We start from the raw sequence: 21,125 nt of genomic DNA, 5'->3' as shown, positions 1-21,125 counted from the left end.
GAAGCTGTCGGCGATTTGGTTCAGGGTGAAACCTTGTGCCATCCAGTAGGCCAGACCATTTGGGTCTGCAGGACGGTTGAAGTAGGCGATGTAAAGCTTTTGGATATCAGCTGATGTGTTGGCCATTGCGTGTCCTGTTTAGTTATTGTTAAAGCAAAAAAGTAATCAAGCATCTGTTTGTCAGTGCATTTTTTAGCGAGTGAAGGTTAACATAGCAGTGCATTTTTACCTGTGACGTGAATCACAATTCTTTGAGTTTCCCAAAAAATCACTCTTTAAAACAAAAACAGCCCTGAACATCAGGGCTGTTTTGTAAACTAAGAAAATGCATTACTTAGATTACTTAGAATTACTTAGTTAAGGCATCAATGAAACATTAATGGATGATTTTATCCAGGAAGTCGCGAGCACGTTCTGAGCGGGCATTATTAAAGAATTCATCTTTTGAACAATCCTCAACTATCGCGCCTTTGTCCATGAAGACAATACGATTTGCCACTTTCTTGGCAAAACCCATTTCATGGGTCACCACCATCATGGTCATGCCTTCTTGCGCCAGGCCGACCATGACGTCCAACACTTCATTGATCATTTCAGGATCAAGCGCCGATGTTGGTTCATCGAACAGCATGGCAATCGGATCCATCGACAGCGCACGGGCAATCGCCACACGCTGTTGCTGACCGCCGGACAACTGACCAGGGAATTTGTCTTTCTGGGCAATCAGGCCGACGCGATCCAGATACTTCAAACCACGCTCGGTAGCCTCATCTTCTGAACGTCCCAGCACTTTGACCTGGCCGATCGTCAGGTTTTGACGAATGGACAGATGCGGGAACAATTCAAAGTTCTGGAACACCATGCCTATGCGTGCGCGCAGTTTGGACAGATTGGTTTTAGGATCGCCAACAGATACACCTTCTACCGTGATCTCGCCTTTCTGGAAAGGTTCCAGACCATTAACAGTTTTGATCAGGGTGGATTTGCCCGAACCGGAAGGGCCGCATACCACCACCACTTCCCCCTTGGACACTTCGGTCGTGCAGTCTGTCAAGACCTGGAACTGACCATACCATTTACTGACATTATTCAATTTAATCATTTGAAATCTCCACAATATTCTTAACGTATGATCGCCACTTTTGCTTGCAACTTTTTCACGAGCGCGGACAAGCCAAAGCACATGATGAAGTAGACAACCGCTGCGAATGAATACATTTCCACCAGACGGCCATCACGCTGTGCAACTTTGGCTGCAGAACCGAAAAAGTCGGGAATGGACAAAATCGATACCAGCGACACGTCCTGGAACAAAACGATGGTTTGCGTCAGCAATATAGGGATCATATTGCGGAAAGCCTGAGGCAACACGATATGTCCCATGGTTTGCCAGTAATTCATACCCATGGCATAACCAGCCCATATCTGCCCACGAGGGATGGACTGTATGCCGGAACGCATGATTTCGCAGTAATAAGCAGCTTCAAACATGACAAAGGTGATCAGGCAAGAAGAAAAAGCACCAACGGCCACAGGTTCATTTGCGCCAATTATCCAGGCGCCAATGTAGGGCACCAGGAAGTAAAACCAGAACAGCACCAATACCAGAGGAATGGAGCGCATCAAGTTGACATAGCCAGAGGCGACCAGATTGATTAGCTTGTTGCTGGACAGACGCATCATCGCCAATAAAGTGCCGATAACGATACCGCCTGTCATTGACAGGAAGGTCAGCTTCAGTGTGAATACCATGCCGGTCTGGAACAGGTACACCCACGACCGCTGAATGACATCAAAATCAAAATTACCCATGTTTAGTGCCCTCCACTATTGGCTGAACCAGCGGTAATAAAACCTGGTACGCGCAGTTTCTTTTCCAACAAATTCGACATCAGGATCGCCACCACAGACACGATCAGATAGATGATGGTGGCAGCACTGAAAGCCTCAAAAGTCTTAAAAGACATTTCTTGCATGGAACGAGTACTTGCCATCAGTTCTATCAAACCTATGGACAAAGCCACCGAACTGTTTTTGATGATCGCCGCCACTTCATTGATCAGTGAAGGAATGATGATGCGAAATGCCATAGGCAATAGCACATAGCGGTAAGTTTGTGGGAGCGTCAGTCCCAATGCTGTTCCAGCCATTTTCTGACCACGCGGCAATGCATTGATACCCGTCGAGACCTGTACCGCCACCCTTGCCGAAGTAAAAAACCCCAGACTCAATACCGCAGTGACGAAAGGTGCATTCGGCAATTGTTTGAGTGCTGTGCCCCACGCCTCTGGCAAGACTTCAGGAAAGACAAAGTACCAGAGAAACATTTGCACGATGAGTGGAATATTTCTGAATAATTCCACATAGGCATTTGCCAGCCTGACTACCCATTTATTTGGCGCTGTACGCAGTGTCCCTATCACCAGACCCAGAGCCAATGCAATCACCCAACCCAAACCTGCTGTCGCCAATGTCCATTTCAGACCGGAGATCAGGGATTCAAAATAGGTGCCCGTTCCATCGGGCGCAATGTCCCAAAAGATATTCCAATTCCAGTTGTAATTCATATTCTCCTCCTGTGCAGCGCTTTCAGTCCGTTTTTTGCAAGATCATGCATGCATTGTCTTGCAAAAGAAAACGGGAGGTGCATCCCCCCGTTTTGTCGGACTACCTTGCCTAGCTCTATATTATTTTTTCTTGTTCAGTACGGCTTTTTGAGCCTCTGGAACAGCAGCATAGGCAGAAGGCTCACCAGAATCTGTAGGCTTGGCAGCAACTACCTTGAGCTGGTCAGACATCGGCCAATTCAGCGCAATGCCTTTAGGTGGAATAGGTTGCATGAACCATTTGTGGTAAATGCGGTTAACGTCACCAGAAGTCAGCACATTGGAAATCGCTGTATCAACAACTTTCTTGAAAGCTGCGTCGTCTTTACGCAGCATGATGCCGTATGGTTCAACAGAAAGTGCTTCTTTGCTGATTTCATACTCAGACGGATTTTTTGAGTTGGATGCTTGCGATGCCAACAGAATGTCATCCATTACCCAAGCTACTGCACGGCCTGTTTCTACCATCAGGAAAGCTTCTGCATGATCTTTGGCTGGCAAGATATTAATACCCAGGTTCTGGTCAGCATTAAGTTGTGTCAACTGTTTCAGATTGGAAGTACCAGAAGTGGATACGACGGCCTTGCCTTTCAAATCCATCAGGGTTTTGATGCCAGAAGATTTTTTAGAAAGAATACGGTTAGCAGTAACGAATGTCGTTGGCGCAAAGGCCACCTGTTTCTGACGCTCAACGTTATTGGTTGTAGAGCCACATTCCAGATCAATCGTGCCGTTGGCCATCAAAGGAATACGTGTAGCAGAAGTGACAGGATTCATTTTGACGTTCAGTGAAGTCAAACCCAGTTGCTTTTGCACTGCTGTGACGATTTTCATGCACATATCAATGGAATAGCCTTGATAAGACTGTTTATCGTCGAGGTAGGAAAAAGGAATGGAAGAATCACGCACACCCAGCGTAATGGTGCCTGTATCTTTGATTTTTTTCAATGTTCCAGTTTCTTGCGCCTGTGCTGCACCAGCTACCAGGCCAGCACCAACCAAAGCTACCAACAATTTCGAAAATTTCATACTGTCTCCAAAAAGTTAAATCAAAAAATCATGGCTTTGAGTTTAACAAAAACCCTCAGCAAATTACCGTTTTTTTTAGTCGGTTTAATACGTATTACTACTTATATGTTGCTAAAACTTTAGTCAGGCACGACGCCTGCCAAATAATACAAAATTCATCCGGCAAACCCCCGGCTATGCATCATGCAAAGGCTGTGCCCATTAATCCGCGACCTTGTCTGTCGGGAAGCGTATGTTGTCGCGCAACAGGAAATTCATGGGCATGTTCAGATTTGCCCCTTTTGGGGGCACGGGCTTGCGGAACCATTTGTCATACAGTTTAGTGACTTCACCATCATTCATGAGACGCGCCAGTTCACGGTCTATCAGCGCCTTGAAGGCGGGATCATCCTTACTCAACATGATGGAATAGGGTTCGGTAGAGAGCGCATCGCCCACCACAATAAACTTGCTGGGGTCTTTGGCATTGGCTCGCTGTCCATACAAGAGCACATCATCAACGGTAAAAGCGTCAGCCTTGCCGCTTTCTACCATGCTGAATGACTCGTTATGATCACTGCCTTCCAGCAATTTCAAATCCAGGCCCCTGACTTTGTCACGGTCATTGAGAAGCTTGACGGTCGTTGTCCCCTTGGAGGTGACGACTTTTTTGCCCTTGAGGTCAGTCCAGTTTTTGATGCCGGAATCGGCACGGACGATCATTTTTGCAGTGGCAAAGAAATGGGGGATAGTGAAAGCAACCTGCTTGCGGCGCTCTGCATTATTGGTGGTTGAACCGCACTCCAGATCAGCCTTGCCTTCAGCAATGGCAGGAATACGGGTGCTGCCCGTCACCAGCACATAATTCACGTTGAGCTGCGGCAGCTTGAGTTCTTTTTTAATTGCATCGACCAGTTTCAGACAAATGTCCACGGAATAGCCGATAGGTTTTTTATCATCACCCAGATAAGAAAACGGAAAAGACGCTTCACGGTGCGCGATGGTCACCGTGTGCGTCTCTTTGATGCGTGTCAGGGTATCCGCGGCTAATGAAAGCGAGGAGCACAGGACCAGCGCACAGGGCAAGCCAGCCTTTACTATCCATTTCGTAACTTTCATATGATCCCCCTTTGAACTTAATTCAGGATGGTAATGATAAAGCCCAACAAAATTCAACAGAAAAATTCACATTTAACAAAATATTATTCAGTATATTTTACAATTTACTCTTGCGAAGATTTTAAAAACAGGTATGCAATTATTGTTCCATACCCGTACCCGAGCTTAGTTGGATAAAACTAAGCCTTGATGACATTGAGACATTTCACTAGTGTTGCGCGAGCTTGCTACCAATTTGACGACTCACCCTTCTTGATTGTTCACCTATCAGCATAGGTGAACAATCGCTTTTTACAATTCCAGATTATGGATACAAGCCGCGAACTTCACGCGCCTGCAACACTCTGGAGCAACCAATAATAAATGCTGCTGTACGCAAGGAGACGTTTTTGTCTTCTGTCACCTGCCATACAGAATTAAAAGCTTCCTTCATGATGCGGGTCAGGCGCTGGTTGATTTCATCTTCAGACCAGAAATAGCTGGAGAAATCCTGTACCCATTCAAAATAAGACACGGTCACGCCACCTGCATTGGCAATCACGTCTGGCACTACCAATACACCTTTGTCGCGCAAAATGTCATCTGCTTCTGGTGTAGTCGGGCCATTCGCGCCTTCAAGGATGATTTTGGCGCGGATCTGGTCAGCGTTTTTCAAGGTAATCTGTTGCTCCAATGCTGCCGGGATCATAATATCGCAGTTCACAGCCCAGAATTCATCATTTGGCAAAACAGCTTCTATGCCTTCAAAACCGGCGACACTGCCTTTGGCGGCAACGTGATCAAGCAGTTTGTTGACATCAAAACCGTTCGAATGGAAGATCGTGCCGCCATGATCTTGCACTGCCACGATCTTGGCACCTGCTTCTGCAAACAAACGGGCCGCAATACCACCTACATTACCAAAACCTTGCACGGCAATTTTTGCGCCTGCAATGCTCATGCCACGCTTGGCAGCAGCTTCGCTACCGACCACGAATACACCACGGCCAGTCGCTTCACGACGGCCAAGGCTACCACCGAGGGAGATAGGTTTGCCTGTGACGACGCCAGTAGCAGTACGGCCTTCATTCATGGAATAGGTATCCATCATCCATGCCATGGTTTGCTCATTGGTGTTCACGTCTGGTGCCGGGATGTCTTTGTCCGGGCCAATGATGATGCCGATTTCTGAGGTGTAACGACGTGTCATGCGCATCAGTTCGCCGCGTGACAAGGTTTTTGGATCAACACGGATACCACCTTTTGCACCGCCGTAAGGCACATTCACTGCCGAGTTCTTGATCGTCATCCAGGCAGACAAGGCCATCACTTCTGATAGCGTCACATCCTGATGGAAACGCACACCACCCTTGCCTGGACCACGGGAAGTGTTGTGCTGTACACGGTAACCTTCGAAATGGGAAATGCTGCCGTCATCACGTTCGATAGGCACGTCAACGATGAGGATACGCTTGGGGCGCTTCAGGGTTTCTACCCAGCGCGACAAATGGCCAAGGTAAGGAGTAACACGATCAATTTGCTCAAGGTAAACTGACCAAGGACCGGTCTCAGTCGGGGTAAGATAAGACGGTATCTGGTGCTGGGTGGACATGATATGACCTCTTGAATGTGGTTTGAACTGACTAGCAAATCTTAGAGTCCGTTGCAAAATTAACCTGGCGTTGTTGCGTCGCCTTGCTGGGGGCGCCCAGCCATCTTAATTTTGCAACAACCTCTTATTTTCAGACAGGTCTTTCACCCGCTCTGAAAGCAGACGCATAGTAGTCTTTTCGCTTTGAGGTCAGCCAATGCTTTGTTTGCATGTATCTATGCATGAAATGCATAACTTTGGAATTGGCCTTATGTTATATCTTGCCTATGTCTTGTCCTGCCCCATCCTCTTTGTCTCCTCATATTGCTGCGATGTTTTCAATTTGGCAAACCCATGCTGCCAGTTAATTTTTTTCAATTGCTGCGACGGCTTTTTGCTTGCCGGTTTTTGCTCTGGCTTTCATCTGCCTGCAATTGCTCAAGATACTCCCACAAACGCGAGACGATGACCTTGCCTGGTCTTTGCATCGAAGGGCGTTCGCGGTACAGGCGGATTTCCATATTCACTTCCCAGGCATTGCTTCCCCCATCCGCGCGTGCCAGTTGCTTTTGTTTGACTTCGCGGGTCACGGCAGACTCAGGTAAAAAAGCGATGCCACGGCCTTCCAGCGCCATCATTTTCAAGCCTTCTGCCATGTCGGTCTCATAGCATTTTTCCAGATGAAGGGGCTGGCGCGTATCATTTAAAATCAGATCTACCATGCGCCCCAGATAGGCATTGTTGGCATACGCAAGGAAAGGCAATGGCTCTTTTTCAGTGCCGGGCAACAGCAGTTCTGGCACACCATGTTTGTCACAGCGGGTGTAGGCACGCAGGGTTTCTGTGCCCATGCTGATCATATCGTACTGACTGCTATCGAGTAATAGCGGCTGACGAGGATGGTGATAGCAAAGCAAAAGGTCGCAACCACCTTCGACCAGAGTCATGACAGCATCATGCACATTCAGCGCCAGCAGGCGGCTGTTGATTTCGCCGAATGCCTGATCCAGGCCAGTCAGCCAGCGTGGCACGTAAGTCAGAGACAGTGTATGCGGCACAGCAAAATCCACCGTGGTTTGCGTGGTGGTGCGCTTGCCGCGCAACAGCGCGCGGGCATTATTGATTTGCCCCAGCATGGCAATGGCCTGCTCGTAAAACACTTCACCGGCATGTGTCAGCCTTGTCGGGTACGAAGTGCGGTCGATCAGATCACTGCCCAGCCAGGCTTCCAGCGATTGTATGCGGCGTGAGAAAGCTGGCTGCGTCACATGGCGCAATTCTGCAGAACGACTGAAGCTGTTTGTCTCTGCCAGGGATACAAAATCTTCCAGCCACTTGGTTTCCATTTTATGCGCTCACGAGTTCAATTTCATCGGCTTCGTCATCATCTTCAGCCATATCTTTTTTCTTGCTTTGCTGCCTTTCCCACATGCGCGCATAAGCACCGTGCAAAGTCAGCAAATCATGATGGGTGCCGCGTTCTATGATGTGACCTTTATCCATCACCAGTATCTGCTGTGCATCGACAATCGTCGATAATCTGTGGGCAATGACGAGACTGGTGCGGCTGCGTGCTATGTCTTTCAATTGTGCCTGTATCAATTGCTCGGACTGAGAATCAAGTGCTGATGTGGCTTCATCAAAAATCAGGATGGACGGGTTCTTCAGCAAGGTGCGCGCAATAGCCACGCGCTGTTTTTCACCACCAGATAATTTCAGGCCGCGCTCACCAACCATGCTGGAGTAACCATCGGGCAGCGACTCGATAAAATCGTGGATATAGGCGGCCTTGGCGACAGCAATAATCTCTTCTTTACTTGCGCCCGGCTTGCCATAGGCGATGTTGTATTCTATGGTGTCATTGAACAGCACCGTGTCTTGCGGGACTATACCTATCGCTGCCCTGACCGAGGCCTGTGTGACATTGCGCAAGTCTTGCCCATCAATGGAAATATGACCAGACTGAATATCGTAAAAACGGAACAGCAAACGTGATAAAGTCGATTTGCCAGAACCACTGTGGCCAACGACTGCGGTAGTCGTGCCCGGCGCAATCGTAAAATCGACATCAAACAAAATCTGGCGCTTTTCTTCATAGCTAAAGTTTACATGCTGGAAGCGAATTTCTGCGCCGTTTCTGTGATGTACCTGCAGGGCTTGTGCGCCAGCATCGTCAGCCACTTCGCGGTTCTGGTCCAAGAGGGAAAACAGCCTTTCCATATCGGCCAGACTCTGCTTGATTTCACGGTACAAGACACCCAGAAAATTCAAGGGAATATACAGTTGTATCATGAAGGCATTCACCAGCACCAGGTCACCCAGACTCATGGTGCCATCAATCACGCCTTGCGTTGCGCGCCACAAGATCAGGGTCACGGCAGTGGCGATGATCATCGATTGCCCGGTGTTCAGCAAGAACAGGCTGCTTTGCGATTTGACGGCAGCAGTTTCAAAGCTTTTCAGGCCTACGTCATAACGCTGGGCTTCATATTCTTCATTCCCAAAATACTTCACCGTTTCATAGTTGAGCAGGGAATCAATGGCCTTGGTATGCGCCTTGGAATCCAGTTCATTCATGGTACGTCGGAAATGCGTTCGCCATTCAGTGACGACAATGGTAAACACGATATAGGTCACCAGTGCTGTTGCGGTAATCACGCTGAACCATTTATCGTAATGGGTGGCCAGATAAATCAGGACAAGGGTAATTTCCAGCAAGGTAGGGACAATGCTGAATAATGCATAAGAAATCAGGGAAGAGATCGCCCTGGTGCCACGTTCTATATCACGCGTGACCCCACCAGTTTGCCGGTTCAGGTGAAAGCGCAAAGACAGGGCATGCAAATGCCGGAACACTTGCAAGGCTATTGTGCGCACTGCTCTTTGCGTGACTTTGGCAAACACGAATTCGCGCAATTCTGTGAACAGAGTGGTTGACAGGCGCAGAGCACCATAGGCGATCAACAAAGCCACAGGCAAGATCATGACAGCGGCCGGATGGGCAGGGCTGATAGTCATGCTATCAACCAGCTTTTTCAAGATCAGCGGTACACCAACATTGGCCAGTTTAGCCGATACCAGAAAAGTCAGTGCCAGCAAAACGCGCCATTTGTAGGCCCACAAATAAGGCAGCAGGGTTTTGACTGTGGACCAGTCGCCACGTTCAGCATGGGTAGAAGCCTGACTGGTGGCTGCGGGATTACGTACAGATTCTCGGCGTTGCATTAAAGATGTACTCGCATGAGGATTGAATGAGCTGGTCAACCGATAATGGGCTGACGTGATTTGGCAATTCAACAAAATTACCTTCCATGCCAGGAAGGCAACAAAGAGAAAACCACTCCATGCAAAAACTGCATAAAGAAAATTATAGGCTATAAATCAAATGTCCATCGGTGGCTGCGTGCCGCATAGCCACACAATCAGGTAGCAAGTGGTGGGAGCTAGGGCCGCTACAAAGCCAGCATTGCGGACATAGGAACCAAGCTATCGTACAATTTGCCTTTTGCCATCGCTAGGAGTGTAGCGAATCTGTGGCATATCCAGCTTGCCAACAAGGTCTTCAATATGAACAATAATAAACTGGTGATTTTTGGCAGCAGCAATATTTTGTCTGATTTGTTTGATTGTGCATTGGCGAATGGCCTGGTGGTTTCCAGGATTGTTTTACATTTACCTGAAACACCCGGCGAACGTGATATCAGCTTACAGGATCGCATTGCGGAGTGGGCTGCCTATGGCCCGGTGCCCGAGGTAATCGAACTGGCTGATTTCCAGCCAGCCGCTGACGAACTCTATTTACTGGGTCCAACCACACCTACCCGCAACGCACTGGAGCAAGAAATACTACTGCGCTATCAGCATCAAGGTCTTGAATTCCATACCCTGATCCATCCTCGCGCCTTTGTCTCACCATTGGCGAAACTGTCGCCTGGTGTATTTGTTGGCGCTAATAGCGTCATCGGCCCAGGCGCGACTTTGGGTCGCCATGTGTTTGTCAACAGGGGTGTCACCATAGGACATGACACCCATATCGGTGCTTTTTCACGGGTGCAGCCGGGCAGCAATGTCGGTGGCCTGTCGCGCATAGGTCATAGCGTCACCATCGCCATAGGCGCGACACTGATCGAGCGGCTGCACATAGGCGACCACGCCTTCATTGGTGCCGGTGCCGTGGTGATCAGCGATATTCAAGCGGGTGCACTGATGGTGGGGAATCCGGCCAGGTTCAAGAAGTCTGTGCTGCCATCCTGAGATGAAAACGCGCTATAGCCAGTTCGCAAGCACCTTGCAGGCTGGCGGCGGCCTTCTTCAAATCCAGGTATGCGTCAAAATGCTGTTGCATGACCAGGCCCGCAGTTTTTCTGGCATCAGGATCGTGCAACCACAGCATCAGGGTCTGGAAGTAACCCTGCAAGTTCGCCTGCGCTGCCCCGCCCAGTTTGTCGCCACCATCGGATCCCTGCAAACTCAGGGCTGGCAAAGCCAGGGCCATTGCCTCAGCCACGGCAAAGCCACCACCCATCATGGGTGGATTAATATAAATATCGCTGCAAGCCAGGTATTTCACAGCATCGGCACAGAAAGCTACGCACTGCACCTGCGCTGCGCTGGCGGCCTGTAATGCGGATGGCGTAATGCCATTACCGCCGACGATGAGCCAGACAACATCAGGATGCTGGTTCAGCACTTGCAACATGGTCGCAGCCCATTCCCCCTTGATCCTGGCCTCACTCTCGCTGACCAGGGTAATCAGTATCTGCTTGTCTTTTGACAGCCCTAAAGAGGCACGCGTATGCCCTGCTTTGATCTCTGGTTTTTGTACACGGAAGGGATGATGGTAAGCCTGGCTGACAGGGAATGTGGCAGTCCATTGTGATGCCTGCACACCATCCAGCTCTTGCTGCGCTGTCAGCCATACGTCAGCGGGCAGCATGGGCGACAGGGAATTGACGCCCAGACTGAGTACTGGGCGCGCCGGATAAGTCGCCGCGGCAAGACCCGCATACAAGCCAACAAACATCACCAGATCAGGATCAAACACGGCAACATGCCCCAGCAGGCTCTTCCATCTTTTTACGAGCGAAAAGCGCGTATCACCAGTCATGACTTGTCCACCCTGCCCCAAGTATTTATTCCAGCCTGCGGTCACAAATTGCGGCTCCGGTGTATAGGAATGACAGCCGAGATAATGTTTGAAGTCTGGCCCCAGCATTTCTTGCGCTGAATACAACACCACTTCATAACCAAGCTGCCGCAAGTTTTCTGCCTGTTGCAAAGCCATCAGAGTAGGCGGGTGTTTGATATTGCTGACGAAAGGTGCAATCAGCGCGACCTTGCGGATGCCGCTGATTGCACGCTTTTTCAGCACTTGCGTGGGCTGCAGTTGCTGCCATATCCATTGATTCAGGCTGACGGCAATCGCGGGCAAAGCCAGCTCGTGCAAGCGGTGCTGAAAAGCTTGACGCCCATCTATATCAAGCAAGACCCTTTGCCAGCTATATTGCAGAAAAGTGATGAGCCGGTCTGTATCATAGGGTTGCAAGCTCAGTGCGACGTGCCCGGCTTGTTGCAGATATTCTGGCCTGCCAGTCAGCATATCAAGAAAAGTTGCACGGTAAAAACCCGGCAAGCCGCTGGCAGCGACATTCGCCAGCAGGAATTGCTCAAGCTGCAGCGTCAACGCCGGAGTAGCATGACGGCGCATCAGATCGACCATCTGATGCCAGCAATGGCTGGCTGTGGGATTGGCTACCGTGCGCAAGACCACATCGTCCAGCAGCCTTGATTCTTCGTGTTTTACTTCCATTGCCTGTTCTTTGTGTTTTTTCCGCCAGAATCAGCTGCCGTCCTAGCCAGTCTGCTTCATTCTGTTCATGAAATTACTACATTGTCATCGACTTCACAATATATCACTCCATAAGTCACTGGCAAGCCCCTTGCTTTACTCAGTCTGGATGAAAATTGGTTTAAGATTTGCCTCATTCCCCTACTTCCCACTTATCTATTCAAAATCATGATGACTGAACAAATAACTAACGGGCTACCAGCGCATATGCCCACTCTCAGGGTTATGCCCATGCCCGCTGATGCGAATGTGCATGGCGACGTATTTGGCGGCTGGATCATGTCACAGGTCGATATTGCCGGTGCCATCCCTGCGGCACGCCGGGCCAATGGCCGTGTTGCTACTATCGCAGTAAATTCTTTCCTGTTCAAGCAACCGGTATTCGTTGGCGACCTGTTGTCGTTTTATGCCGAAGTCGTGAAGGTAGGTAATACCTCGATCACGGTATCGGTAGAAGTCTATGCAGAACGTAATCGCCTGCAGGCGTCAACCGTCAAAGTCACAGAAGCAACGCTGACTTATGTCGCCACAGGCGACGACCGTAAACCACGCCAGATTCCACCATTGGAAGACATTACCAAGGTGGGCTGAGTATTTTTATGAAGTTAACACGTCGTTCGTTTTTGCAGCAGTCCCTGCAATTCACTACTTTTGCTGCACTGTCGCAGGCTTTTCCCGGTTTTGCCGCAGAGCGCAGTAGTGTCTACCCTTTCAGCCTTGGTGTAGCCTCAGGCTCGCCGCGGCATGACAGCGTAGTCTTGTGGACACGCCTGCTGCCAGAGCCGCTGAATGCGGCCGCCCTGGTAGCCATCCCCTATAAACTGCGCTGGGAAATTGCCGAGGACGAGCAATTCAACCGCATCGCCGGCAAAGGTGAAACCCATGCCCTGCCTGAGCTTGCGCATAGTGTGCATGTGGATGTCACTGGCCTGCTACCAAATCGCTGGTACTGGTACCGCTTCATGCTCGGCGATGCAGTCAGCCCGGTAGGCCGCACCCATACCGCACCGGCTGCCGATGCATTGAACGTCAATCTGCGGCTGGCCGTGGCATCGTGCCAGCACTGGGAGTTTGGTGAATATGCGGCGCACCGGCATATTGCTGCCAGCAATCCTGATCTGGTGGCATTTCTGGGGGATTATATTTATGAATGGGGGCCTTATGATTTACGCCACCCTGGCAAGCCGCGCAACCGCGAGATAGAGAGCTTTAGCCTGGCTGATTACCGGGCCCGTTATGCTCAGTACAAGACCGACCCACAATTGCAGGCTGCCCATCATGCAGCACCATGGATAGTCACCTGGGACGATCACGAGATCGCCAATGATTATGCGAATGACAGGGACGAGCGCCTGGACGTGAACTTCATGCTGCGCCGTGCTGCTGCCTACCAGGCATTTTATGAGCATATGCCAGTACGCCTGCATGCTGGCCATACCGACTTCGTTAATATGCGTATTTACGAGCGTTATGACTGGGGCAGGCTGGCGCGCTTCCATGTACTCGACAGCAGGCAATACCGCTCGCACCAGGTGTGTGCCAAGCCTGGCCGCGGCGGTTCGAATTCTGTCACCAATGCTGAATGCAATGAGCGACTCGACCCGAGTCATACCATGCTGGGCATGGAACAGGAGAGATGGCTGGCACGCGGCTTTGCCAGTTCAAATGCGAAGTGGAATATGCTGACCCAGCAAACACTGATGGCGCAATCGAGCCAGACCGTCGTCAATCAGGATGGTGATGGCAAATTCTGGACCGATGGCTGGGACGGTTACCCCATTGCCCGCCAACGCCTGATGGAAGACCTGCAAAAGCACAAGCCTGCGAATCCCGTCGTGATTTCTGGTGATGTTCACACCTTTTATGCGGCCAACCTGAAGCGCGACTTTTACAGCAAGGCATCTGCCAGCAACCCTATACTGGCGACAGAATTCTGCGGTACCTCGGTAACCTCAAGCTCACGTCCGCAAGAACGCACTGATCAATATGTGGCACAAAACCCGCATATCAAATATGGCCGCAGCGACAAACGTGGATTCATGTTGCTCGATCTTTCGCCAACCAGGATACAAACGCATTTTCTGGCGCTGGATGATGTGGCGAAAGCAGATTCCGGTATTTCCACGCTGAGGAGTTTTGTTGTCGAAGATGGCAGAACGGGTGTGGTCGTCGCTTAGTCGCCAAGCTAAGGTGTGCAATAAAAAAGGAAGGCATTGCCTTCCTTTTTTATCATCATAGACAATGAAGTTCAGGTCTTCTTCTCATCACGCAATTCACGGCGCAAAATCTTGCCGACATTGGTCTTCGGCAGCTCGGTACGGAACTCTATGTATTTTGGTTTTTTGTAACCAGTGAATTGTTCCTTGCAATAATCCATGAGCTGATCGACTGTCAGTGCAGGATCTTTGCGCACGACAAACAATTTCACGGCTTCACCAGAATTGTCATCTGGTACACCAACGCAGGCGCACTCCAGCACGCCTGGATGCATGACGATGACTTCTTCAATTTCATTTGGATAGACATTGAAACCGGACACCAGAATCATGTCTTTCTTACGATCGACAATCTTGGTGTAACCGCGTTCATCCATGATGCCGACATCGCCAGTTTTGAAAAAACCATCTGCGGTCATGACCTTATCAGTTTCCTCTGGTCGATTCCAGTAACCAGCCATGACTTGCGGGCCACGGATGGCGATTTCACCGCGCTCACCCAAAGCGACCGGATTACCATCATCATCCAGAATGGCTATTTCTGTAGAAGGAATAGGCATGCCGATGGTGCCGGAAAATACCTTGGTGTCAGCCGGATTGGCAGTTGCAACAGGTGAAGTTTCCGACAAGCCATAACCTTCAGCAATTGCGCAACCCGTGGTCGCCAGCCATTTGTCCGCCACAGCTTTTTGCACGGCCATACCACCGCCACTACAAATTTCATAGCCGGAAAAATCCAGCGCAGCAAAGTTGGCGTTGTTCAGCAAACCGTTATACAAGGTATTCACTGCAGGGAAAATATTCACTCTGTACTTGCCCAGCTCTTTAATAAAACCGGGGATATCACGCGGATTGGGAATCAACAAATTCAGAGCACCTATACGGGTACCAAGCAGGCTGCAGACAGTCAGCGCAAAGATATGGTACAGCGGCAAGGCACAGACGATGACTTTCTGTTCATTAGTATGACCAGCCATGCTAGGCGACAACCATGCATCATTTTGCAGGATGTTGGCGACCACATTTTTATGCGACAACGTCGCGCCTTTGGAGACACCGGTAGTGCCGCCGGTATATTGCAGGAACGCCACATCATCATGCGTAGTTGTCACGGGCGTGAAGCGGGTATTTGCAGCCTCAGACATCACTTTATTGAAGCGTATGGCGTTTGGCAAAGAAAATGCAGGTACCATTTTTTTGACATGGCGCACGACAAAGTTGACGATAGTCCCTTTCAAGCCGCCCAGCATTTCGCCCATATTGGCGACGACGATGTGCTTGATTGCCGTTTTGCTGAGTACCTGTTCCAGCGTGGTGGCAAAGTTTTCGAGGATGAAAATGGCTTCTGCGCCAGAGTCTTTGAGCTGGTGTTCAAGCTCGCGAGGTGTATAAAGCGGATTAACATTAACCACCGTATAACCAGCACGCAAAACGGCTGCCATGACAACAGGATATTGCAAGACATTTGGCATCATGATGGCGACGCGTGCACCTTTTTTCAGGCCCTTGCTCTGCAACCAACCTGCCAAATGCCTGGACATGGTGTCAAGCTGACCATAAGTAATGCGCTTGTCCATACAGGCATAGGCATCACGGGCAGCATATTTCTGAAATGACTCGTCCAGCATTTGCACCAGGGATTGATACTGGTTGATATCAATTTCTGCCGGTACGCCTGCTGGATAGTTTTTCAGCCAAATTTTATCCATATCTTCTCCGTCTCCTGTGATTGTTGTTTTTTGCCTTTGCCTCGCAAACTTTGCTTTGCGCATTTCATCAAGCATCCTCACGCATATTACGCAGCGAGTGATGGCACAAAGATAAGCCTGGAAGGCATGGGTTTCCTAGTTTCGATGCTATCGGCTAAGTTTGGCTAAAGCAAGCGATTTAAAGCTTACTTGAAAGCATCCTCTAGGCAAATACTGCAATGCAATAAATGTGGTTTGAATAATTTAGCCAGCTTTTTGATCTTCAACAACACCAGCCTGTCAAAAGCGTGACAGGCTGATTTTCAAATAATGTGATGTTGAATCAGGCTAACGTCATTGATATGTTGGTTGTGGAAGGTATGCACTTTTCAACTTGTACCAGCAAATCGTAGAAAGTGGGGCCACCGCCCATGTCGGTGAGACGCTGGCTGGTGACTTCGTTGGCATTCTTGTGGTCATCCGCAAGTTTTTTCCACCAGATCGACAAGCCCACTACCAGGCCAGGCCTGGCTTTGTCAGTAACGCGGGCGATGGCTTCAAAACTGCCCCTGTCATTGAATATTCGCAATTTATCGCCATGCACAATATGACGGCTGCTGGCATCTTGCGGATGTATGTCCAGATGCGGCTCGCCTTCTGTATCACGCAGGCTTTGCACATTGACGAAAGTGGAATTCAAGAAATTGCGCGCTGGTGGCGAAATCATGGCCAGCGGATAACGCGCTGCCAGCTCTGCATTGGATGCCACTGATTCATAGGGTGCGATATAGGTGGGCAAGGGATCTAACCCATCACGTTTCATTGTTTCGCTATAAAACTCGCATTTGCCAGATGGCGTGCCAAAGCCGCCGTTGGCAAACGGTGCGTCTGCCACCTTCAGTTTGGCCCAACCAGTTTTCTTTAATGAAGACCAGTCAAAATGCACGGCATGCGCATGATTTTTATTGAAAGCCAATTCGGCGATATCGTCATCACTGTCGTTAAAGCATGACTCTTCAAAACCCATGGCCCTGGCAATCAAACGGAAAATTTCTGTATTCGGTTTGGCTTCACCAAGAGGAGTAATCGCAGGATTATTCGCCATCATGTACAAATGGCCATAGGTACTATGAATGTCCGTGTGCTCCAGTTGCGTCGTTGCGGGCAATAGTATGTCGGCGTAGTCTGCCGTATCAGTCTGGAAGTGTTCCAGCACGACAGTGAACAGGTCTTCACGCGCGAAGGCTTGTGCTACTTTGGAAGATTCAGGCGCGATAGCGACAGGGTTGGAATTGTAGACTATTACTGCCCCAACTTTGGGACCAAAATCTGCCGAGGCTTCACGCAACAAATCATCACCTATGGTACTCATATTAATGGTGCGGCGAGGGAAACCTTCAGGAAATAAATCCGGTCTTTGCAAGGCTACAGTATTTTTGGGGAAGGCATCTGACATCGACAATTGTGTGCCGCCTGCCGCATGACGCCATGCACCGGTCAGGGCCGGCAGACAGGCGATATTACGTACTGCCATGCCACCGCCATGCACCCTTTGCACACCATAGTTCATGCGTATCATGCTGGCTTCACCGCGCTTGCCGCATGCACCGTATTCTCTGGCGAGTTGCACGACTTCATCTGCGCTAATACCGCATACCCCGGCAACGCGCTCAGGAGTCCATTCCGCGACCCGCTCGCGTAATTGTTCAAAACCCAGTGTATGCTCAGCAATGTAGTCATGATCAAGCAAGTCGTCGCGTATCAAGACATGCATAAGTCCCAGTGCCAAGGCAGAATCAGTACCTGGCAACAAGGCGATATGCTGATGGCATTTTTCGGCAGTCAATGAGCGATAAGGGTCAATCGCAATCAGCTTCGCACCATTGCGCTTGGCTTCTTGCACGCGCATCCAGAAATGCAGGTTGGAGGCAATAGGATTACCACCCCACATGATAATCAGCTTGGCATTCTGGGTGTGTTCTATGTCCGCACCGACGCGCGTACCTACCGTATATTTATAGCCAACGCCACCCGCTGTCGCACATATCGTGCGATCCAGAAAGGATGCACCAATCTTGTTGAAGAAGCGCATGGCCATGCTCTCACCCTGCACCAGCCCCATGGTGCCAGCATAACTGTAGGGCAGAATAGATAAAGGATTACTGGCAGCCAGCGGCCTCAGTTTTTCAGTGATGGTTGCAATCGCTTCTTCCCAGCTGATGCGGACAAACTTGCCATCACCCTTTTTGCCTACGCGCTTTTGCGGATAGAGCAAACGATCAGGATGGTAAGTTCGCTCTGTATAGCGGGATACCTTGGTGCACAATACACCTGCCGTTGTCGGATGTGCGGGATCACCTTTGACTGACGTGGCGATGCCGTTTTCTACAGTCACATGCAGGGCACATGTGTCGGGGCAATCATGCGGGCATACGGCTTTGACGATATTGCTGCTCATAGTAATCCTGGTTCAATTATTTACTTGATGCTAGTTGTGCTTGATACTGTTTTACGACAGCATTTGTAGCTCATGCATCATGACTAACAATTCAGCGCTGTCTGACACAAATGATATGCCGGGTCTTGTTTCGGCCTGCTGCTCACATCTATCTTATGCTAGAGCCTGTTATGGCTACCGATACAAAAATGCTGTTTTTTTCTGTATCAGTGTATATCCCTTCCTACTCTGGCAATACATCCTGCTTATCGCTCAAACGCTTGCCGGGGTTCTTGTGCTCAAGCGCCAGCAGCGCCGCAGAATGATCGGCGTGCGAATAATCGGGCAGCAAGCTGCGATAAACATCGGTAACCAGCTTGGCGATCGGTAAATCTACACCCGCATATTGTGCCGCGATGAGGATATTTTCCATGTCCTTGGACTGGCTTTTGACCTGGCCACCGGGCACGAAGGTTCTGTCCAGCATGCGCTGGCCATGCACTTCCAGTATGCGGCTCTCTGCAAAGCCACCACGCAATGCCTGACGAACCGCGGCAGGATCAGCCCCACCAGCTTGTGCCAGCAACAGGGCTTCAGCCACGATATTAATCGTTGCGCCAACTATCAATTGATTACAGAGTTTGGCCAATTGCCCTGTCCCTGGGCCGCCAACACGTTGCGGCTTGCCCATGGCCGACAATACCTGTACCACCTCTGGATAAACTGCTTCATCTGCCCCCGCCATGATGGCCAGACCACCCGCTTCAGCGCCGATCACACCGCCGGAAACCGGTGCATCAATAAAATGGACACCCTGTTTTTGTAGCAAGGCATGTAGCGCCTGTGCTTGCAACTGCTGTGTGGAACTCATATCAATGACGATGCTGCCAGCACGCAAGGCAGGCAGTATTTGTGCTATGACACCTGCGACGACGTCACCATCTTCCAGCATCGTAATCACGACATCCGCATTGGATTGCCGGACTGCCAGCAAGGCAGTATCTGCCACGATGCCGCCATCGGCCTCCAGCGCTTCTGCTTTTCCGCAGGTACGGTTCCAGGCTGTCACATGGTAGCCCGCAGCTAACAGACAGCGCGCCATAGGCTTGCCCATCAAACCAGTGCCCAAAAAAGCGATATTTGTTTCAGATACTGTCTTCACACTGATCCTTTAATGCAGATATGATTACCGGAACTAAATTGTAAACCTTAGCTCATAGGAGCGTATCGCAAGACATTGCTACAATAGGGGCTGTGGTTTTATATTAATGTCCCATTGATTTCTTATTTTCACCTGAAAGCCTATTTTATGCGCCTGCGTATTTCATCTTTAATCGCCATCGCGGTCACCGCCATGTGCGCCAGTTCGTCCGTATTCGCCATTGATTCTACTTCGCTGGAATTTGCCACTGGTAATAAAACCAAGATGCTGCGCCTTGGCTTGCAATCAGCTTGGTCCAACCAATGGTTTTCTTCCAATGGCACGCACGTCGGCGGTTATTGGGACTATACCCTCGCGCAATGGCGTGGCAGTAATTTCGAAGGCAAGGGCGGCACTCAAAACCTGGCAGATATAGGTGTTACTCCTGTCTTCCGCTTTCAAAATGACAGCAAAAAGGGTTTCTATGGTGAAGCCGGCATAGGCTTGCACATGCTGTCAGAAATCTATGACAACAACAGCCGCCATTTTTCGACCAATTTCCAGTTCGGTGACCATATCGGCGTCGGCTATGTCACTAAAGATGGCTGGGATTTGAGTTTCAAGATCCAGCATTATTCAAATGGTGGCGTTAAACATCCAAATCCAGGTGTAAATTTTGCGGTGTTGAAGGCTGGCTACGCGTTTTAAGTCTTGCTAGCGAGTGACAATAAAAAGGCTGCTTATACGCACGCAGCCTTTTCTTTAACTCTTCACTAAAGAAATGCAAAACATCGCCCTATAGGCAATTTATACGGCTTATCAGTCAGTGATAATCTGGTGTTTCATATCGAGATCGTTTAAACGTTGCGCCAATTCACGCATTTCGTGCAGACCCATTGCAATTTCCGAGAATCTTCCATCATGTAAATGCTGGATTTCATTAAAGGTACAGGCTCGATAAAGCTCACGCTTTGAAAAATAGAGCTGCTTAGCTGACAAAATCGGCATCTCAATTCGCAAAATAGGCGCGTGGCCAATTCCATCGAGAAATTCCAGCATTGCAGTTTCCTGGGATTCAAATGCAACACACTTACCATCTACAACAGCACTATCAAAATCTTCCTGCTTATCTACCCAATGCACCTGCTGCCTGCAGCTATCGTAATATCTCGTTTTGTCATTCTCTGTTCGAGTCAATTCAGTCCACGTCTTTGGACAAATGAAGGATAGATTGCACTTAATCATCGGCGTTATTGGGGTTGCGTAAACTGCAGTACTGGCTGAAAAGTATGTAGAAGTTCATAGAGCCAGAGAGATAAACAGATATCTCTATATTTATCAACGAAAGCCACTGGAGTGCTCCTAGTAGCCTCCAGCTACGCAGGAGCGACGATTTCGAGGTTAGTTATCCCGAAGGTGGATATTCGCGCCCAAAGAATACAAAGAATCGCAAGGACAGCAAAACACATTTTAATTTTCAATGCCGATAGCG

At 49.6% G+C, this 21,125-nt stretch carries 17 protein-coding genes; 4 read left to right on the top strand and 13 right to left on the bottom strand.

Annotated features, from left to right (window positions below):
- Positions 1 to 376: 376 nt before the first annotated feature.
- The 8 genes from ACO0LG_RS29130 to ACO0LG_RS29095 form a co-directional block, all read right to left on the bottom strand.
- Complete coding sequence (locus ACO0LG_RS29130) at positions 377 to 1,102, bottom strand: amino acid ABC transporter ATP-binding protein (RefSeq protein WP_423013384.1); 726 nt, start codon at positions 1,100 to 1,102, stop codon at positions 377 to 379.
- Positions 1,103 to 1,122: 20 nt separating this feature from the next.
- Complete coding sequence (locus ACO0LG_RS29125) at positions 1,123 to 1,812, bottom strand: amino acid ABC transporter permease (protein ID WP_423032046.1); 690 nt, start codon at positions 1,810 to 1,812, stop codon at positions 1,123 to 1,125.
- A 2-nt stretch (positions 1,813 to 1,814) separates the two neighbouring features.
- On the bottom strand, positions 1,815 to 2,567 hold the full coding sequence (locus ACO0LG_RS29120; RefSeq protein WP_423032044.1) for an amino acid ABC transporter permease: 753 nt from the start codon (positions 2,565 to 2,567) through the stop codon (positions 1,815 to 1,817).
- 120 nt (positions 2,568 to 2,687) lie between these two features.
- Positions 2,688 to 3,635 carry a transporter substrate-binding domain-containing protein gene (locus ACO0LG_RS29115; RefSeq protein ID WP_423032042.1) on the bottom strand — a complete coding sequence of 316 codons (948 nt, stop codon included), beginning with the start codon at positions 3,633 to 3,635 and terminating at the stop codon, positions 2,688 to 2,690.
- A gap of 201 nt (positions 3,636 to 3,836) precedes the next feature.
- Positions 3,837 to 4,733 carry an amino acid ABC transporter substrate-binding protein gene (locus tag ACO0LG_RS29110; protein ID WP_423032040.1) on the bottom strand — a complete coding sequence of 299 codons (897 nt, stop codon included), beginning with the start codon at positions 4,731 to 4,733 and terminating at the stop codon, positions 3,837 to 3,839.
- A 304-nt stretch (positions 4,734 to 5,037) separates the two neighbouring features.
- On the bottom strand, positions 5,038 to 6,324 hold the full coding sequence (locus ACO0LG_RS29105; RefSeq protein ID WP_423032038.1) for a Glu/Leu/Phe/Val family dehydrogenase: 1,287 nt from the start codon (positions 6,322 to 6,324) through the stop codon (positions 5,038 to 5,040).
- Positions 6,325 to 6,677: 353 nt separating this feature from the next.
- The gene (locus tag ACO0LG_RS29100) at positions 6,678 to 7,649 is read right to left on the bottom strand and encodes a LysR family transcriptional regulator (RefSeq protein ID WP_423032036.1); all 972 of its coding nucleotides are present in this window, start codon (positions 7,647 to 7,649) and stop codon (positions 6,678 to 6,680) included.
- 1 nt (position 7,650) lies between these two features.
- The gene (locus ACO0LG_RS29095) at positions 7,651 to 9,528 is read right to left on the bottom strand and encodes an ABCB family ABC transporter ATP-binding protein/permease (RefSeq protein ID WP_423032034.1); all 1,878 of its coding nucleotides are present in this window, start codon (positions 9,526 to 9,528) and stop codon (positions 7,651 to 7,653) included.
- Positions 9,529 to 9,870: 342 nt separating this feature from the next.
- On the opposite strand from ACO0LG_RS29095, the gene ACO0LG_RS29090 reads away from it, so the two are divergent.
- Positions 9,871 to 10,557 carry an acetyltransferase gene (locus ACO0LG_RS29090; protein WP_423032032.1) on the top strand — a complete coding sequence of 229 codons (687 nt, stop codon included), beginning with the start codon at positions 9,871 to 9,873 and terminating at the stop codon, positions 10,555 to 10,557.
- Here the strand turns inward: ACO0LG_RS29090 and ACO0LG_RS29085 are convergent.
- On the bottom strand, positions 10,532 to 12,112 hold the full coding sequence (locus ACO0LG_RS29085) for a glycosyltransferase (RefSeq protein WP_423032030.1): 1,581 nt from the start codon (positions 12,110 to 12,112) through the stop codon (positions 10,532 to 10,534). The genes ACO0LG_RS29090 and ACO0LG_RS29085 overlap by 26 nt on opposite strands.
- Before the next feature lie 210 nt (positions 12,113 to 12,322).
- Between ACO0LG_RS29085 and ACO0LG_RS29080 the strand changes: the two genes are divergently transcribed.
- Together ACO0LG_RS29080 and ACO0LG_RS29075 are read left to right on the top strand one after the other, a co-directional pair.
- Positions 12,323 to 12,742, top strand: a complete 420-nt coding sequence (locus ACO0LG_RS29080) for an acyl-CoA thioesterase (RefSeq protein ID WP_423032028.1) — start codon at positions 12,323 to 12,325, stop codon at positions 12,740 to 12,742.
- 8 nt (positions 12,743 to 12,750) lie between these two features.
- Complete coding sequence (locus tag ACO0LG_RS29075; RefSeq protein ID WP_423032026.1) at positions 12,751 to 14,328, top strand: alkaline phosphatase D family protein; 1,578 nt, start codon at positions 12,751 to 12,753, stop codon at positions 14,326 to 14,328.
- A gap of 71 nt (positions 14,329 to 14,399) precedes the next feature.
- Here the strand turns inward: ACO0LG_RS29075 and ACO0LG_RS29070 are convergent, their stop codons facing one another.
- From ACO0LG_RS29070 to ACO0LG_RS29060, 3 genes are all read right to left on the bottom strand, one after another.
- Positions 14,400 to 16,076, bottom strand: a complete 1,677-nt coding sequence (locus ACO0LG_RS29070; protein ID WP_423032024.1) for a long-chain fatty acid--CoA ligase — start codon at positions 16,074 to 16,076, stop codon at positions 14,400 to 14,402.
- A 322-nt stretch (positions 16,077 to 16,398) separates the two neighbouring features.
- Positions 16,399 to 18,513 (bottom strand): molybdopterin-containing oxidoreductase family protein, encoded by a 2,115-nt coding sequence (locus ACO0LG_RS29065; protein ID WP_423032022.1) that lies wholly within the window; start codon positions 18,511 to 18,513, stop codon positions 16,399 to 16,401.
- 223 nt (positions 18,514 to 18,736) lie between these two features.
- Complete coding sequence (locus ACO0LG_RS29060) at positions 18,737 to 19,654, bottom strand: NAD(P)-dependent oxidoreductase (RefSeq protein ID WP_423032020.1); 918 nt, start codon at positions 19,652 to 19,654, stop codon at positions 18,737 to 18,739.
- A gap of 147 nt (positions 19,655 to 19,801) precedes the next feature.
- Here ACO0LG_RS29060 and ACO0LG_RS29055 point away from each other — a divergent pair, with 147 nt between their 5' ends.
- A complete protein-coding gene (locus ACO0LG_RS29055; protein WP_423032018.1) occupies positions 19,802 to 20,341 on the top strand; it encodes an acyloxyacyl hydrolase in 540 nt (179 codons plus the stop codon).
- 111 nt (positions 20,342 to 20,452) lie between these two features.
- Here the strand turns inward: ACO0LG_RS29055 and ACO0LG_RS29050 are convergent, their stop codons facing one another.
- Positions 20,453 to 20,830, bottom strand: coding sequence for a hypothetical protein (locus tag ACO0LG_RS29050; RefSeq protein WP_423032016.1), 378 nt, complete (start codon positions 20,828 to 20,830; stop codon positions 20,453 to 20,455).
- Positions 20,831 to 21,125: the final 295 nt, after the last annotated feature.

It is taken from the genome of Undibacterium sp. Ji42W (genome assembly GCF_049340405.1).
In the GTDB taxonomy this organism is placed as follows: Bacteria; Pseudomonadota; Gammaproteobacteria; order Burkholderiales; family Burkholderiaceae_D; genus Undibacterium.
This window is presented reverse-complemented; position numbering and strand designations above follow the sequence as displayed.

Excerpts from the sequence above, each read along its gene's own strand:
- ACO0LG_RS29130 (WP_423013384.1), bottom strand. The coding sequence starts at position 1,102 with ATGATTAAATTGAATAATGTCAGTAAATGGTATGGTCAGTTCCAGGTC.
- ACO0LG_RS29125 (WP_423032046.1), bottom strand. The coding sequence starts at position 1,812 with ATGGGTAATTTTGATTTTGATGTCATTCAGCGGTCGTGGGTGTACCTG.
- ACO0LG_RS29120 (WP_423032044.1), bottom strand. The coding sequence starts at position 2,567 with ATGAATTACAACTGGAATTGGAATATCTTTTGGGACATTGCGCCCGAT.
- ACO0LG_RS29115 (WP_423032042.1), bottom strand. The coding sequence starts at position 3,635 with ATGAAATTTTCGAAATTGTTGGTAGCTTTGGTTGGTGCTGGCCTGGTA.
- ACO0LG_RS29110 (WP_423032040.1), bottom strand. The coding sequence starts at position 4,733 with ATGAAAGTTACGAAATGGATAGTAAAGGCTGGCTTGCCCTGTGCGCTG.
- ACO0LG_RS29105 (WP_423032038.1), bottom strand. The coding sequence starts at position 6,324 with ATGTCCACCCAGCACCAGATACCGTCTTATCTTACCCCGACTGAGACC.
- ACO0LG_RS29100 (WP_423032036.1), bottom strand. The coding sequence starts at position 7,649 with ATGGAAACCAAGTGGCTGGAAGATTTTGTATCCCTGGCAGAGACAAAC.
- ACO0LG_RS29095 (WP_423032034.1), bottom strand. The coding sequence starts at position 9,528 with ATGCAACGCCGAGAATCTGTACGTAATCCCGCAGCCACCAGTCAGGCT.
- ACO0LG_RS29090 (WP_423032032.1), top strand. The coding sequence starts at position 9,871 with ATGAACAATAATAAACTGGTGATTTTTGGCAGCAGCAATATTTTGTCT.
- ACO0LG_RS29085 (WP_423032030.1), bottom strand. The coding sequence starts at position 12,112 with ATGGAAGTAAAACACGAAGAATCAAGGCTGCTGGACGATGTGGTCTTG.
- ACO0LG_RS29080 (WP_423032028.1), top strand. The coding sequence starts at position 12,323 with ATGACTGAACAAATAACTAACGGGCTACCAGCGCATATGCCCACTCTC.
- ACO0LG_RS29075 (WP_423032026.1), top strand. The coding sequence starts at position 12,751 with ATGAAGTTAACACGTCGTTCGTTTTTGCAGCAGTCCCTGCAATTCACT.
- ACO0LG_RS29070 (WP_423032024.1), bottom strand. The coding sequence starts at position 16,076 with ATGGATAAAATTTGGCTGAAAAACTATCCAGCAGGCGTACCGGCAGAA.
- ACO0LG_RS29065 (WP_423032022.1), bottom strand. The coding sequence starts at position 18,513 with ATGAGCAGCAATATCGTCAAAGCCGTATGCCCGCATGATTGCCCCGAC.
- ACO0LG_RS29055 (WP_423032018.1), top strand. The coding sequence starts at position 19,802 with ATGCGCCTGCGTATTTCATCTTTAATCGCCATCGCGGTCACCGCCATG.